The organism is Serratia sp. UGAL515B_01 (assembly GCF_033095805.1).
Classification (GTDB): Bacteria; Pseudomonadota; Gammaproteobacteria; order Enterobacterales; family Enterobacteriaceae; genus Chania.
The window spans coordinates 2,201,186-2,218,151 of record NZ_CP109901.1; the positions used below are offsets into that span (position 1 = coordinate 2,201,186).

The 16,966-nt window shown below is 47.5% G+C and carries 10 protein-coding genes; 7 read left to right on the forward strand and 3 right to left on the reverse strand.

Going from position 1 to position 16,966, the window contains the following annotated elements; all coding sequences use genetic code 11:
* The first annotated feature begins 2 nt into the window (after positions 1–2).
* On the forward strand, positions 3–2,708 hold the full coding sequence (gene rcsD / locus OK023_RS09970; RefSeq protein ID WP_317692572.1) for a phosphotransferase RcsD: 2,706 nt from the start codon (positions 3–5) through the stop codon (positions 2,706–2,708).
* Positions 2,701–3,354: a response regulator transcription factor RcsB gene (rcsB, locus tag OK023_RS09975; RefSeq protein WP_317692574.1), complete on the forward strand. Its 654-nt coding sequence runs from the start codon at positions 2,701–2,703 to the stop codon at positions 3,352–3,354. The genes rcsD and rcsB overlap by 8 nt, the downstream gene beginning before the upstream one ends.
* Before the next feature lie 120 nt (positions 3,355–3,474).
* On the opposite strand, the gene rcsC is transcribed toward rcsB, so the two are convergent.
* The gene (gene rcsC / locus OK023_RS09980) at positions 3,475–6,354 is read right to left on the reverse strand and encodes a two-component system sensor histidine kinase RcsC (RefSeq protein WP_317692575.1); all 2,880 of its coding nucleotides are present in this window, start codon (positions 6,352–6,354) and stop codon (positions 3,475–3,477) included.
* 141 nt (positions 6,355–6,495) lie between these two features.
* Complete coding sequence (gene gyrA, locus OK023_RS09985) at positions 6,496–9,144, reverse strand: DNA topoisomerase (ATP-hydrolyzing) subunit A (protein WP_317692576.1); 2,649 nt, start codon at positions 9,142–9,144, stop codon at positions 6,496–6,498.
* A 233-nt stretch (positions 9,145–9,377) separates the two neighbouring features.
* Between gyrA and ubiG the strand changes: the two genes are divergently transcribed.
* The 4 genes from ubiG (at position 9,378) to yfaE (ending at position 14,268) form a co-directional block, all read left to right on the forward strand.
* A complete protein-coding gene (ubiG, locus tag OK023_RS09990) occupies positions 9,378–10,103 on the forward strand; it encodes a bifunctional 2-polyprenyl-6-hydroxyphenol methylase/3-demethylubiquinol 3-O-methyltransferase UbiG (RefSeq protein ID WP_317692577.1) in 726 nt (241 codons plus the stop codon).
* Between the two features lie 415 nt (positions 10,104–10,518).
* Positions 10,519–12,807, forward strand: a complete 2,289-nt coding sequence (nrdA, locus tag OK023_RS09995) for a class 1a ribonucleoside-diphosphate reductase subunit alpha (RefSeq protein ID WP_317692578.1) — start codon at positions 10,519–10,521, stop codon at positions 12,805–12,807.
* A 69-nt stretch (positions 12,808–12,876) separates the two neighbouring features.
* Positions 12,877–14,007 (forward strand): class Ia ribonucleoside-diphosphate reductase subunit beta, encoded by a 1,131-nt coding sequence (gene nrdB, locus OK023_RS10000; protein ID WP_317692580.1) that lies wholly within the window; start codon positions 12,877–12,879, stop codon positions 14,005–14,007.
* A complete protein-coding gene (gene yfaE / locus OK023_RS10005) occupies positions 14,008–14,268 on the forward strand; it encodes a class I ribonucleotide reductase maintenance protein YfaE (protein ID WP_317692582.1) in 261 nt (86 codons plus the stop codon). It begins immediately after the preceding gene.
* Between the two features lie 29 nt (positions 14,269–14,297).
* On the opposite strand, the gene OK023_RS10010 is transcribed toward yfaE, so the two are convergent.
* The gene (locus OK023_RS10010) at positions 14,298–15,494 is read right to left on the reverse strand and encodes a nicotinamide mononucleotide deamidase-related protein YfaY (protein WP_317692584.1); all 1,197 of its coding nucleotides are present in this window, start codon (positions 15,492–15,494) and stop codon (positions 14,298–14,300) included.
* A gap of 298 nt (positions 15,495–15,792) precedes the next feature.
* On the opposite strand from OK023_RS10010, the gene tyrP reads away from it, so the two are divergent.
* On the forward strand, positions 15,793–16,941 hold the full coding sequence (gene tyrP, locus OK023_RS10015; protein ID WP_317692586.1) for a tyrosine transporter TyrP: 1,149 nt from the start codon (positions 15,793–15,795) through the stop codon (positions 16,939–16,941).
* The last annotated feature ends 25 nt before the right edge of the window (positions 16,942–16,966 follow it).

Genomic DNA, 16,966 nt, shown 5'->3' on the forward strand with positions numbered 1-16,966 from the left:
CCATGTTAAAAATCAAACAGCGAAACATCGACGCCAACTACATCACTCGCAGTTTTTGGCTGTTTATTGTGCTGCTAGTCATTGTCATCGGCTTGTACGGATATAATTATACCAATGCCTATCTGACAGAGAAAAAATACGCCGTTAATAGCGTGGCTGCTGCCCTGCAAAAACGTATTGATAGCTATCGTTATCTTACCGATCAGATCTATGACAGATTCGGCAACTTAGCATCACAACCTATCGACCAAATGCCGCAAGAAACACGTCTGCGCCCAGATGTTTATTATGTTGAAAGGCTGGGAAGAAGCGATGCCGTGATTTTTGGCAATCACGACAGTACTACATCGACCATGATTGCCAATATTTCGGACTTCCTTGATTCCCGCTGGGGAGAGAAAGCTGAAAACTATTCGATGTATTACCTCAACGGACAAGATAATAGTCTGAGCCTGGTAACAACCCAATCGTTCAAAGAATTGACTTCACGATTGAAAGAAAACTACCTCACTGCATCAGCATCAGAGCTACGCGCTGAAATGCTGCAACAGGTCAATATGCTGGATCAACGGGAGAGTTTCTCTAACTTGCGGAAGCATCGCTTCCAGAATACCTATTCATTCTCTATCCGTACTACCTTTAATCAACCAGGGCATCTGGCTACGGTGATCGCCTTCGACCTGCCGATTAACGATATTGTTCCTCTTAATATGGCAAGTTCCAATTTTCTGCTTCTCCCCGATGAAAATGGGTTAGACGGCGATGATTCTGCAACCGAAAACACAGCTAATACCGTCGTCGTGTTGAAAAGAAGTTGGGTTGAATTCAATACCTCATTGCTAAACTCCCCGCTGAAATTGGTTTATCGCGTTTCCGTCATTAATCTGGTGCTAGATTTGTTGCGCAACAACCTATGGCTGTTAATGGGCAATTTGCTGTTGCTGGTACTCTCAATGACGGGGCTCTACTTCATTCGGCAGCAATACATTCGCCCCAGTGAGAATATGGCAGCCAAGCTGGAAGAAGAGCAGGCTCTGAATAGAGAGATAGTCTCCAGTCTTCCTTGCGGTTTACTGGTTTATGATTTTGCCAATAATAGCGTTATTGCCAGTAACAAGATCGCCGAACATCTGATGCCACACCTTAACCTACAAAAAATTACCCATATGGCAGAACAGCATCATGGCGTGATTCAAGCAACGGTAAACAATGAAGTCTATGAAGTCCGTCTCTTCAGCAGCCTACGCTCAACAGAAACATACCTATTTATAATGAGCGATCAAGACAAAGAAGTGATAATGAACAAAAGGTTGCAACAGGCTAGCCGTGAGTACGATAAAAACGTTCAGGCACGTAAATTGATGCTGCATAATCTCGGAACAGAACTCAACCAACCTGTGTATCAGATGCACAGTTTGATCGGTAGCCTGCATGGGCAAACTGATGAAGAACAACAAAAGACAATAGTCAAACAACTGCATTCTGTCTCTTCGTCAGTTTTGGGACTGATTGACAATATCACTCTACTAACGCGCCTGGAAACTCAAAATTGGCAGCCCGCCAACCACTCCTTCACCCCCTCAATACTTATAGAGGCATTACTGTTGGAGATCCTGCCTGCGATACACCAGAAAGGGCTCACTTTGTTCAACCATTTCCATCTGAGTATGGACCAACAATATGTCGGTGATACCACCGCGCTAGGTAAAATAATTTCATTGCTACTTCACTATGCCGTCATCACTACCGCCTTTGGCAAGGTTTCACTGGTAGTCAAACATGAAGCGACTAAGCCAGAACAGCTGGTCATTCATATTAATGACACTGGTGCCGGAATGACCAATGAAGAAATTGATAACTTGACTTATCCCTTCGTTAGACAACCCCAGGCTGATCGTTTCAGCCATGCTTCAGGGCTAACTTTTTTTCTGTGTAACCAACTCTGTAGAAAACTTAATGGTCAGTTAGAGATCCGTAGCAAAATTGATATCGGTACACGGTATACCGTGCGTATAGCCATGGAGTTGCAAAAAAAAGAAGAGGAGACAACGGAAAGATTACTTGACGATGTCACTGTACTTTTAAAGATCACCTCGGAGGAAATCCGTAGTATCGTTACAAACCTGTTGGATGCCTACGGAGCAAGTTGCATTGTTGCTGCTGACAGTCAGAACAGCAAAAATTTTGATTTCATGATTACCGACGATCCGCAACAGACCAGTGATTATACTCTGCTGGTAACCAACGATGTACTTGGCTGGCAAAAACTCAATCAACATTATGTCCAAGCAAATTACAACCTGCACAGTGCCATGATTGACGCTATTTTAGCCCTTATTGAGCAGCGCCTCACTGTTCTTGAACAGGATGCAAATAGTCTATTGAACCCCACCACAAATGACGGTCAATACTTTGAAAGAAAACTGGAATCAACAGATTATTATAGTCTGTTTATCGATACAGTACCTGATGATGTAAAAAAACTGTATACTCTGGCAAACGGTGCTGATTTTACAGCGCTGTCTCAGACTGTACACCGCCTAAAGGGGGTGTTTGCAATGTTAAATCTGCTCCCCGCCAAGCAACTGTGTGAATCGTTAGAACAGCACATCGCGGACGGCGATGCGTTTAAGATCGAGAATAACATCAGTCAGATTGATTTTTTTGTCTCTAGACTGCTGCAGCAAGGTAGCCAACCACATGAATAACCTGAACGTAATTATTGCTGATGACCATCCTATAGTACTGTTTGGCATCCGGAAGTCACTCGAGCAAATTGAATGGGTGAATGTCGTTGGGGAATTTGAAGACTCGACAGCACTGATCAACAATATCTCAAAGCTGGATGCAAATGTACTGATCACAGATCTTTCGATGCCTGGCGACAAATACGGCGATGGTATTACGCTGATTAAGTATATCAAACGACACTACCCGCAATTATCAATTATCGTTCTGACCATGAACAACAACCCTGCCATTCTCAGTGCGGTGTTGGAGTTGGATATCGATGGGATAGTATTAAAACAAGGCGCACCAACAGACTTGCCAAAAGCACTGTCTGCATTACAAAAAGGTAAGAAATTTACACCTGAGAGCGTTTCGAAGCTGCTGGAAAAAATAAGTGCCAGCGGTTTTGGTGGTGATAAACGTCTTTCACCTAAAGAGAGTGAAGTCTTGCGCCTGTTTGCTGAAGGTTTTCTGGTCACTGAAATTGCCAAAAAATTGAACCGCAGCATCAAAACCATCAGTAGCCAAAAAAAATCGGCAATGACAAAACTAGGCGTTGATAATGATATTGCGCTGCTTAACTATCTTTCCTCCGTAAATATGATGCAGCCTGATAAAGACTAAATCCGGCTAGGCAGACGACTGAACGGATTCGAGAACAGATACCTAAGGGCTCGCAGCGGCGTAAGCCGTAAGAGCCCCTCTTCTATAGCACAACAATTTTAACAAGTTCTATGATACTTTTTAAATCTGCTTAGATTTGATTCGATTGCGGCGTACGTGTTGGCTGTAATAATGTAACTCTTCCCCAAGTATTTCAAGCGTTACCGGTTTTGAAAGACAACTGTCCATTCCTGCCTCAATACAACGCTGCTCCTCTTCCGCCAATGCATTAGCCGTCACCCCTATTACCGGGTTAACGAAGTGAAGCTGGCGCAAACGCTGAGTAAACTGATAGCCATCCATGTTAGGCATATTGACGTCGGTAAGCACGATATCGACAGTATTACGCCTCAGGACACCGAGAGCATCAATACCGTCAGTGGCTGTGATGACCTGATAGCCTAATGAAGTCAACTGGTCGGACAACAGCCGACGATTAATGGGATGATCATCTACCACCAGTAAGTGAATATCCTCATTTTCTGTTGTTTGGACTTTAGTCGGTAACGGTAATTGTACCGCAGTATTGTCGGCATTGTCGGCTGCTGTTTCCACACCAAACAAACGATTAATCAACCTGATAATACACCTTGGTGTAGAGGTACTATGCAACCAATAACCCGGCAATGCCTCACGCGATGGACCGATGTGCACAATGGAAAACTCAATTTGCGCCAACAAAGGAGTGACTGCGTTTAAAGGGTAATCACTAATGAGAAGATCATCTTCAGATGTATCCTGCTCCTCATAGCGTTGTACCGTAGCGCCATAGCCAGTAAGGATAACCATCAGATAACTTTCCAGTTTCTGATTACGGATTTGTAACCATATCTTTTTCCCTTGCCAGGCATCACTGGCCTGTAGCGATGGAAACTGTGCGCCAAACAAAGGAATACGGATAGTGAACATACTGCCAAGCCCTGCTTCAGACTCCACGGCAATATCACCATCCATCAAATTTATCAGCCTTTCACAGATCGCCAAACCCAAACCGGTCCCCTGAAAATGACGCTGTACACCACTACCAACTTGGAAGAAAGGATCAAAAAGGCGATTAATTTCTTTTTCCGGGATCCCGACGCCAGTATCACGAATGCTGAACGCGAGATAACGATCACGTGTATACACCTGCAGAATAATACAGCCGGTATCCGTAAACTTTATGGCATTGTTTAACAGATTGGAGAGCACCTGTTGTAAGCGGACAGGATCACCATTGATACGCTCTGGAACCCCTTGTTCAATAAAGCAGTACAAACCAAGACGCTTTTTCACCACGAGGGGCAGATAGTTATCCGCAACATGAGTAATCACATCAAGGCAGGAAAATTCCGTAGGCTCAATCTTCAACTGCTCTGACTCGATCTTGGAGAAATCCAAGATATCGCTGATGATTTTCAGCAATAATCCCGACGAGTTGTTCATTGCATTGACCAAGCGATCCACCCCCTGTGGCAACGCTTTGGTTTGCAATAGGTCAAGATTCCCGATAATACCGTACAGAGGCGTACGCAATTCATGGCTGACCGTAGCCAGAAACATTGATTTAGACTGGCTGGCCAACTCCGCTGCCGCCGCTATCTCCTGTAGTGACTCCTCCATCTTCACGCGGGCACTCACGTCCATCAGCACGCAGATGGCAACGTCCTCATTGCGATAACGAGAATGAACGAAACTTATTTGCAAGTTATTGTTATTACTTGTCATTACATCAACAAAATTAGCTTGCTGCTGGCAAATAATTCGTGTGATTCGCTCACGATCTTCGTTGGTCAACAAATTGATATAATTATGCGCCAGCTCATTACTCAAAATATTAGCGCCATCGTTGATACGCAAGATACAGATACCTACCGGTGCCGAAGCCACAATTTTGCGGTTGAACTGTTCATGTTCTTCCAGCCGAAAGGCATTCTCTTCGGCTGGCAGGAATATACGGCGTTCAAACAGCAATGCCAGACTAAACAATACGGCAGCCGTCAGCAGGTTAATTAGCAGTGCTTTGAGAATAAAACTTTTTAGATACTCCAGAATATTCCCCAGAGGGAGCGAATACACGATGCTCAGAGATGAAGGCGGTAATGCCTTTTTCATGATTAGGTAGTAGTAGTTGTCTACATAACCAAAATAGGTGTGATCCTGAGGGTATACATTAAGTGAGGGAGTATAACGATCGCCATTTGTAAGGTGCAATAACGGCTCGTTGTTTTTGTCGAGCAGCGTCGTCCCCAAAGGTAGATTGCCTAAAGCAGCAAAATCTTCCATACGAATTGTCTGTTCAATTCCTAGCAGCGCTTCTAATCTGTTACCGGCATAGAGTGCCGTCATCACATACAGAGACCCTACATTTGGCTGCTCTGCATTAGGGAGGATCCAGTAGATATTGATATTTTTCTCTAGGCTATTGGCAGTTCGGTACTTAAGAATATTTTCGTGCAGCTGTTTCAAGACATTTTGCCGGTCAATGATGCTATTGCTGCTGCCAAATTCGGTCATACACAGGCTGTCACCACCGATTAAAAATACGCGATTAAGGTCATAAGCTGCGACAAAGTTTTCTTTCCAGTATTTGATAAAGCGGTTCAGAAAAATTAGCGAATCACGATAAGCGATATCCTGCGTACAGTCTGATTCTGTATTCAGTGGCATAAGCTCCAACGGCTCATCCTTGTCCGTCATCTCCCCGCTAAACATATCCAAACTAGCAGCCGCACCACTGAGATGATTCTCAGCCACATATTTGATATCACGGAGAATGTCCGCAGAGTGGCGAATGTAGCCTTGTGCCTGATCATAGTTAAGATTGTATTCTTGCAGAATATCAGACTCTTTCTCATGCAAAATATTCAAGATATAAAAAGTCGTCAGCAGCGCCCCGAGAGACCATAGCATGAGCGCCAATACCCGAAACAAGTAGCGAGAAATTTTTAACGTTGTACGGAAGGACGTTAGATATTTCAATCTGATACCATAACTGAACGATAACCCCGGGAAAGGCCGCTGGATAATTATGGTAATTAAACCATATAACTGAAAAAGGGCCTAGCATCGCTGCCAGGCCCTGTTCACTTAAGGTTCATCATTAACCAAAAAAGGTGATCCTTAAGCGTCTTCGTCATCTAGATCGGTTGCAACATCGATATCGTCACCATCATCAAGTGGTGTGGTATCTTCTTCCACTTCTTCTAAACCCGGTTCAATACTATCAAGATCTTCATCTTCAACCGGTTCAGCAACACGCTGCAAGCCAACGACATTTTCATTTTCTGCAGTGCGGATCAGTGTGACCCCTTGAGTATTACGCCCCACCACACTAACTTCCGCGACACGGGTACGTACCAACGTGCCAGCATCGGTAATCATCATGATCTGATCGGTAGTTTCGACCTGAACAGCACCAACAACCCGACCATTACGTTCGCTGACCTTGATGGAGATAACCCCCTGGGTAGCACGCGATTTGGTTGGATATTCGGTCACCGCAGTGCGCTTGCCGTAACCGTTTTGCGTCACGGTAAGAATATCGCCTTCACCACGTGGAATAATCAGGGAAACAACGCAGTCACCTTCCCCCAGATTGATACCACGAACACCTGTGGCGGTACGTCCCATTGAACGAACCTGAGTTTCAGGGAAGCGCACTACTTTACCATTGGAAGAGAACAGCATGACTTCGTTGCTACCGTCGGTCAGGTCAACGCCTATCAGTTCATCACCCTCATTAAGATTGACGGCGATGATGCCAGCGCTACGTGGACGACTGAATTCGGTCAATGCAGTTTTCTTCACCGTACCGCTAGCAGTAGCCATAAAGACGTGGCGACCTTCTTCATACTCACGTACCGGCAAGATAGCGGTGATCCGTTCGTTGGCTTCCAACGGCAACAAATTGACAATCGGCCGGCCACGGGCACCACGGCTGGCTTCCGGTAGTTGGTACACCTTCATCCAGTACAGACGACCTCTGCTGGAGAAACACAGGATTGTATCGTGTGTGTTCGCAACCAGTAATCGATCGATAAAGTCTTCTTCTTTTATGCGGGCGGCGGATTTGCCTTTCCCACCACGACGCTGCGCCTCATAATCAGTCAGTGGTTGATACTTCACATAGCCCTGATGCGACAATGTGACCACGACATCTTCCTGGTTAATCAGATCTTCAATGTTGATATCAGAGGTGTTAGCTGTAATTTCGGTACGGCGCTGGTCACCAAACTGATCGCGCATCGCGACCAGCTCTTCTCGGATAACTTCCATCAAGCGCTCTGGGTTTTCCAGAATAAAGATCAGCTCAGCAATAATGTTCAGCAGTTCTTTATATTCGTCCAGTAGCTTCTCGTGCTCCAGACCCGTCAGTTTCTGCAGACGCAGATCCAAGATCGCCTGAGCCTGTTGCTCGGTCAGATAATATTTACCGTCACGGATGCCATACTGCGGTTCCAACCATTCGGGTCGTGCAGCATCGTCGCCAGCACGTTCCAGCATCGCACCTACGTTGCCCAGGTCCCAAGGTTGCGCAATCAACGCCAATTTTGCTTCAGCCGGGGTCGGCGCACGGCGGATGAGTTCAATTATCGGATCGATATTAGCCAGGGCAATGGCCAATGCTTCAAGAATATGTGCGCGGTCACGAGCTTTGCGCAGTTCGAAAATGGTACGACGGGTAACCACTTCACGGCGATGGCGAACAAATGCACACAAAATATCTTTCAGGTTCAGTAACTTCGGCTGCCCCTGATGCAGTGCCACCATGTTGATGCCAAAAGTCACCTGAAGCTGGGTCAACGAGTACAGATTATTCAGTACCACTTCGCCCACGGCATCGCGCTTGACCTCAATAACGATGCGCATACCGTCTTTATCAGACTCGTCACGCAACGCACTAATGCCCTCAACACGCTTTTCTTTCACCAGTTCAGCGATTTTCTCGATCAGGCGCGCTTTGTTCACCTGATACGGAATTTCGTGAACAATAATGGTTTCACGGCCCGTTTTAGCGTCAGTTTCCACTTCAGCGCGGGCGCGAATGTAAACTTTGCCACGGCCTGTGCGATAGGCTTCTTCAATCCCACGACGGCCATTGATGATCGCCGCAGTAGGAAAGTCTGGGCCAGGAATGTGTTCCATCAACCCTTCGATGCTGATGTTTTCATCATCGATATAGGCCAGACAGCCGTTGATCACTTCTGACAGGTTATGGGGTGGAATGTTGGTTGCCATACCTACAGCGATACCCGACGAGCCGTTTACCAGCAGGTTAGGTATCTTGGTTGGCATGACGGCTGGGATCTGCTCGGTACCATCATAGTTTGGCACGAAGTCGACGGTTTCTTTTTCAAGATCCGCCAACAGTTCGTGGGCGATTTTCGACATGCGCACTTCGGTATATCGCATTGCCGCTGCGGAATCGCCATCAACTGAACCAAAGTTACCCTGGCCATCCACCAGCATGTAACGTAGTGAAAACGGTTGTGCCATACGGACAATCGTATCGTATACCGCGCTATCACCGTGCGGGTGGTATTTACCGATAACGTCCCCGACGACGCGAGCCGATTTTTTATAGGGTTTGTTCCAGTCGTTACCCAGTACATTCATCGCGAACAGAACGCGACGGTGCACCGGCTTCAGTCCATCACGAACATCTGGCAGCGCACGCCCGACAATAACGGACATCGCATAATCCAGATACGAGCTTTTCAACTCTTCTTCGATATTTACCGGTGTGATTTCTCTGGCAAGGTCGCTCATGGAGCTGCTATCCCTCATACTGAATGATTCATCTGCCCTGGCATAGTGCCAAAGGGATAAAACTATACCACAAAGCACGCTTTACGTGGAAATAACCGCCTTTTTTTCATTTATGCTTAATGGTGCCTGTAGCAAGGGTAAAAACACATCAACATCAACATCGACAGCACTGCGCTAACCACGTCAGAGCATGTATAATCCGCGCAATAAAGAACAAGGAGCCAACACTGTCTATGAATGCTGAATCACCCCACCAAAAACAAAACGTCGATCACCAGGAAATCGCCAAGTTTGAGGCTGTCGCTTCACGCTGGTGGGATCTGGAAGGCGAATTCAAACCACTGCATCGGATTAATCCGCTGCGTCTGAATTATATCATGCAACGTGCAGAAGGCATTTTCGACAAGCAGATACTCGACGTAGGGTGTGGTGGTGGCATTCTAGCAGAAAGCATGGCGCGTGAGGGTGCCAAGGTTACTGGGCTGGATATGGGAACCGAACCTCTACAGGTAGCACGTCTACATGCGCTGGAGAGTGGTATGGATGTGACTTACGTTCAGGAAACGGTAGAAAGCCACGCACAAGCTTATCCACAACAATATGACATTGTCACCTGTATGGAGATGCTCGAACACGTCCCCGATCCCGCCTCCGTGGTCCGTGCCTGCGCTCATCTGGTAAAACCTGGCGGTCACGTGTTTTTCTCCACCATTAACCGTAATACCAAGGCCTGGCTGATGGCGGTTATCGGCGCGGAGTATATTCTCAAGATGGTTCCTCAGGGCACACATGATCATAAGAAATTTATCCGGCCTTCCGAACTGATTGGCTGGCTCGACAACACTGGATTACGTGAAAAACACATAATTGGCCTGCATTACAATCCACTTACTAACCATTTCAAGCTCGGCAGTAATGTCGATGTGAACTATATGGTTCATACACAGCACGAAGGGTAACTGTACAGCACCGAGGAACCCTCGGTGTTACAAGATCATTAAGATAACTCCCTATTTACCGGTTTCGAACATAAATATTGGTTAAACCGTTTTTAAGAATATTAAAACAGGTCAATATGCCGTTTTTTTCTAACGTTTAATAAAGCGGCAAACGATCGTAATTTTCTATAATTCGTCAAAATCTTATCCTGCTTATTGACAACCTTGTCATGCCAGTCGCAGTGGGCTCTTGCAATGGGCTATCAAATTTCACCCCCAAGTTATCCACAAAACAGACCGATTTTGTTCACTTGCAAACCCACTACTTTATCACTATCTTGTTACCACACCGACACACACCCCCTATATATAGTGTTTATATACTAAGCAAAGCGACTACACTTTCTGCTAAGGGGAATTATACGGACAGGTAAAAATGAACCAAATCCTACTTGTAACTAAACGCGATGGCAGTAAAGAGCACATCAATCTCGACAAAATCCACCGTGTCATCGACTGGGCAGCCGAAGGTTTACACAACGTCTCGGTATCTCAAGTAGAGTTGCGTTCACATATTCAGTTTTATGACGGCATCAAAACTGCCGATATCCATGAAACCATCATCAAAGCCGCCGCCGACCTGATCTCTCGCGACGCACCCGATTATCAATATCTTGCTGCTCGCCTTGCCATTTTTCATCTGCGGAAAAAGGCTTACGGTCAGTTTGAGCCCCCCAAGTTATATAACCATGTAGCACGCATGGTTGACATGGGGAAATACGATAAGCATCTGCTGGAAGACTACACCGCTGAAGAGTTCGAGCAGATGGATTCCTTTATCGATCACTGGCGTGATATGAACTTTTCCTACGCCGCCGTTAAGCAGTTGGAAGGGAAATATCTGGTGCAAAACCGCGTGAGCGGTGAGATTTACGAGAGCGCACAGTTCTTGTATATCCTGGTCGCAGCTTGTCTGTTTTCCAACTACCCGCGTGACACCCGTCTGGATTACGTAAAACGTTTCTATGACGCGATTTCCACCTTTAAGATTTCATTGCCGACACCCATTATGTCCGGCGTGCGTACCCCTACCCGCCAATTCAGCTCATGTGTATTGATCGAGTGTGGTGATAGCCTGGATTCCATCAACGCGACATCGAGCGCTATTGTAAAATACGTTTCACAACGCGCCGGGATCGGCATCAACGCTGGCCGTATTCGCGCATTGGGTAGTCCAATCCGTGGCGGTGAAGCTTTTCACACCGGATGTATCCCGTTCTATAAACATTTCCAGACCGCAGTAAAATCCTGCTCTCAGGGTGGGGTTCGTGGCGGTGCCGCAACGCTGTTTTACCCAATGTGGCATCTGGAAGTGGAAAGCCTACTGGTACTGAAAAACAACCGTGGCGTTGAAGGTAACCGCGTACGCCACATGGACTATGGCGTGCAAATTAACCGCTTAATGTATCAGCGCCTGATCAAAAACGAAGAGATCACCCTGTTCAGCCCGTCTGACGTTCCTGGTCTTTACGACGCCTTCTTCGCCGATCAGGATGAATTCGAGCGCCTTTACACGCGTTATGAGCAAGATGACAGCATTCGTCAACAGCGTGTGAAAGCGGTGGAACTGTTTTCACTGATGATGCAGGAGCGTGCTTCTACCGGGCGTATCTATATCCAGAACGTCGATCACTGCAACACCCACAGTCCGTTTGATCCACAGATCGCACCAGTGCGCCAGTCAAATTTGTGCTTGGAGATCGCTCTGCCAACCAAGCCGCTGAATGATATCAACGACGACAGCGGCGAAATCGCGCTGTGTACGCTGTCTGCATTCAACCTTGGCGCCATCAATAGCCTTGACGATCTGGAAGAGCTGGCAACCTTGGCCGTTCGTGCTCTCGACGCGCTTCTTGATTACCAGGATTACCCGATCAAAGCCGCTCAGCATGGCGCAATGGGCCGTCGCACATTAGGTATCGGCGTAATCAACTATGCCTATTATCTGGCGAAGAATGGTGTACGCTATTCCGATGGCAGTGCCAACAGTCTGACCCACAGAACTTTTGAAGCTATCCAATATTACCTGCTGAAAGCATCGAACCGTTTGGCTCAGGAACAAGGGGCTTGCCCATGGTTCAATCAGACCACCTATGCGAAAGGCATTCTGCCAATAGATACCTACAAGAAAGATTTGGATATGATCTGCAGCGAACCCTTGCATTATGACTGGGAAACGCTGCGTAAAGAGATTAAAGAGACCGGACTGCGCAACTCAACGCTGTCTGCCTTAATGCCGTCGGAAACGTCGTCACAGATATCCAATGCCACTAACGGTATTGAGCCGCCGCGCGGTCATGTCAGTATAAAAGCCTCAAAGGATGGTATTTTGCGCCAGGTCGTTCCTGAGTATGAACGTCTGAAAAATGATTATGAGCTACTGTGGGAAATGCCGAACAACGACGGTTACCTGCAACTGGTAGGGTTAATGCAAAAGTTTGTTGACCAATCTATTTCGGCTAACACCAACTATGACCCAACCCGTTTCCCTGGCGGTAAAGTGCCGATGAAACAGTTGCTAAAAGATCTGCTTACCACCTACAAGTTCGGTGTGAAGACGCTGTATTACCAGAATACCCGCGATGGTGCAGAAGATATCCAGGAAGATTTGCAGCCGACACAAGGCAGTGATGATGACTGCGAAGGCGGCGCTTGCAAGATCTAACGTAAGACACTGCGGGCCAGCGTTCTTCTGGCCCCTTCAATTCAGTACGGCATTAATGGACACAAGCTCATGGCTTATACCACTTTCTCGCAAAACAAAAACGACCAGTTGCTTGAGCCGATGTTCTTCGGCCAGTCAGTCAACGTGGCGCGTTTCGATCAGCAAAAACATGCAATTTTCGAAAAACTGATCGAAAAACAACTCTCTTTTTTCTGGCGTCCAGAGGAAGTTGACGTCTCGCGCGATCGAATCGACTATCAGGCGCTGCCAGAACACGAAAAACACATTTTCATCAGTAACCTGAAATATCAAACGTTGCTGGACTCAATCCAAGGCCGTAGCCCTAATGTCGCGTTTCTTCCGCTGATCTCAATTCCAGAGCTGGAAACTTGGGTGGAAACCTGGTCATTTTCTGAAACCATCCATTCTCGATCCTACACGCACATTATCCGTAATATCGTTAACGATCCGGCACTAGTGTTTGATGACATCGTAACAAACGAAGAGATCCTCAAACGCGCCAAAGATATCTCTAGCTACTACGACGATCTGATCGAGATGACCAGCTACTATCATCTGCTCGGCGAAGGCACCCATCAGGTAAACGGTAAAAGCGTTACTGTGAACCTGCGCGCCATCAAAAAGCAGCTGTATTTGTGTCTGATGAGTGTTAACGCGCTGGAAGCCATCCGTTTCTATGTCAGCTTCGCTTGCTCATTTGCTTTCGCTGAACGTGAGTTGATGGAAGGGAACGCCAAAATCATCAAGCTGATCGCCCGCGACGAAGCCCTGCATCTAACCGGTACTCAGCATATGCTGAATCTGATGCGTTCTGGCGCCGATGATCCGGAAATGGCCGAGATTGCCGTAGAATGCGAGCAACAGTGCTACGATCTGTTCGTATTAGCGGCACAACAAGAGAAAGAATGGGCCGAGTACCTGTTCCGTGACGGCTCGATGATTGGCTTGAACAAAGACATTCTTTGCCAATATGTTGAATATATTACCAATATCCGTATGCAGGCGGTCGGACTGGCGTTGCCATTTAAGACGCGTTCGAACCCTATTCCCTGGATTAACGCCTGGCTGGTTTCCGACAATGTGCAAGTGGCACCGCAGGAAGTAGAAGTCAGTTCCTATCTGGTTGGGCAGATTGACTCTGAAGTCAATGCTGACGACCTGAGTGATTTCGAGCTATAGGTGGCTACATCAACCGTAACACTGCGTACTACCGGTACGCAGCTCTCCTGCCCTGAAGGTGAAAACTGCCTGCTGGACGTACTAGAACTTCACGATGTGGCGGTGGAGTACCAGTGCCGCTCAGGTTACTGCGGCGCTTGCCGTCTGAAGTTGGTAAAAGGTAAAGTCGCCTACCAGCAACAACCGTTGGCGTTTATCAATGACGGGGAAATCCTGCCTTGCTGCTGTATGCCATTGATGGATATAGAAATTGAAATTTAGGCGGAGCATCTCCGCCCTGTAAATATTGACTACTCAATGACCTGAATAATTTCCAACCAGCTGTTTTTACCACATGCTTTTCCGCCGTTCAGCCAGCGGCGAAGCATATCCAACGCCAGCATAGCCACCGATTCCTGACGCAAACGCAAGTCGTGACGAGCCGCTCGATAACTCACGGTCTGACCGATACCACCTTTCGGGGTATGCAAAGCAATACTGACACGATCGCCCTCTATTGAACTGACCGCCAAGGCTAACTGTGCCCCAGTAAGCTGAGCCAGGGACTGCGCTCGCATCAGTAAGGCTTCTAATGTCTCAGAACAATATGCCGGTAACAGTTCCCCACCCGCCAAAGGCGCTGCTGCGTTCTGCAACTGCAGATTGATGAGTCCCGCGGTAAACTGTTCACTCAAAGCCAGTTTCATGCCACGCTGTTGTAAGCTTTGCGCCAGCTCCGCCGGTAATCCTGCCGTTCCTTCAAAAATCGTGTTATCGCCAGCAACCTCTCGAATGCGTTGCCATGTCTGTTCCATTGCGGCTCGATGCGTCGCTGGCCCAGTCAATTTCAGTTCAATTATGGGGCTGGAAGAACGATAGCCAAGCACAACGTCCGGCGGAAGAGGTATCCCATCTAGCTGGGCCGCCAAATCGCTTTCCGATGTGCCAAAGGTCGTCAGACGCAGGCACAACGGCGGCTCAGGCAATGTAAAACGCAGGCTCAAACGCGGAAGGATCTGTTCCTTCACCATCACCTTAAATTCTGAAGGCACTCCCGGCGTGAAGAACATCTGACATTTATTTAGAGTTAATGCAAAACCACAGGCGGTACCAACACGATTATCGAGCATCTCGGCATTGGCGGGAATTTGCGCCTGCTTGCGATTAGAAGCTGCCATTGAGCGACCGCGCTCAGCAAAGAATGCCTCCATGTATGCAACCCATTCAGGATGCTCAACCAGTTCGACACCGCATGCTTTGGCTGCCGCCAGTGCACTAAGATCGTCGCTGGTTGGCCCCAGACCACCATTAACGATCAGCACATCGGCGATGTAGCTGCGTTCTTGTAAAACGTCAACCAGAGCAGAGAGGCTATCCCCCACCGTTTCACGTGCGCTGATCGGTAACCCTTGCTGGAAAAAATAATCGGCCAACCAGGCAGCATTGGTATCTATAATTTGCCCATGCAGCACCTCGTCGCCGGTACTGAGCATCTCCACTCTTAACATTGCTCTCTCCCGTTTTTATTTCAGCCACTATAGAAGCCAGCCAACAACTTTTCATCAATTACCTGGCAATATTTATGATCAGCGATATTTTTACAGCCTAAACATCGTATTTTTACGTAAACTTAAGTTTACGAAAATTGTAACACCATATTGACATAATAGCGGCAATGAACTATTCTGCCGCACTAAAAATTAAGCATCTAATATTCATTAAAATCACCAATTAGCAGAGAAATCAGTGAAGAATCGCACTCTGGGCAGTATTTTTATCGTGGCAGGCACCACTATAGGCGCAGGAATGCTCGCCATGCCTCTAGCAGCGGCAGGAGTTGGCTTTGGCGTGACGCTAGTGCTCCTCGTCGGATTATGGCTATTAATGTGCTATACCGCGCTGTTGCTGGTGGAGGTTTATCAACATGAGCAGGCGGATATGGGGTTGGGAACGATAGCCAAACGCTATCTCGGCCGCAGTGGCAAATGGCTCACCAGTTTCAGTATGATGTTCCTAATGTATGCCCTGACCGCTGCCTATATCAGCGGAGCTGGCGAGCTGTTGGCGACAAGTCTCACCCAGTGGACAGCCCAAGAATTTCCTACCTATCTCGGTGTATTACTCTTTACTTTGATCGCGGGTGGCGTGGTTTGCATTGGCACTCACTCGGTTGATCTATTAAACCGTATTTTGTTTAGCGCCAAAGCCATCTTCTTGATCGTGATGCTTGGCTTAATGATGCCCCACATCAATCAAACCAATCTGATGACACTCCCCTTAGAACAAGGGCTGGCGCTTTCGGCTATACCGGTCATTTTCACTTCTTTTGGCTTCCACGGCAGTGTGCCAAGTGTGGTCAGCTATATGGGTGGGAACATCCGCAAACTACGTTGGATCTTTATTATTGGCAGCGCTATTCCGTTGGTTGCCTATATATTCTGGCAGTTAGCGACTCTCGGCAGCATCAGTTCCACGACTTTCGTTGGCATTCTGGCTCAAGAGGCAGGACTCAATGGGTTACTGCAGGCCGTTCGTGATGTCGTCGCCTCCCCAAATGTCGAGTTGGCAGTGCATCTGTTTGCCGATCTGGCTCTGGCTACATCGTTTCTCGGCGTTTCACTTGGGTTATTCGACTTTCTGGCCGATCTGTTTAAACGCCAGGATAATGTCCGTGGCCGATTGCAGACCGGTGCTATAACCTTCCTGCCACCACTGGCATTTGCCCTGTTCTACCCACGTGGTTTTGTGCTAGCGCTGGGTTTCGCGGCAATCGCACTTTCTGTTCTGGCACTGCTATTACCTGCTTTGCTGGCATGGAAAACCCGCCAACAATGCCAAGGCCACTATCGAGTCTGGGGCGGTACCCCCGCATTAGCGCTGGTGTTTATCTGTGGGATAGGGGTGATTGCTATTCAGATAGGCATCGCCAGTGGTCTACTACCGGCCGTGGGATAGAAGATATGGGGGCTTAACAAGCCCC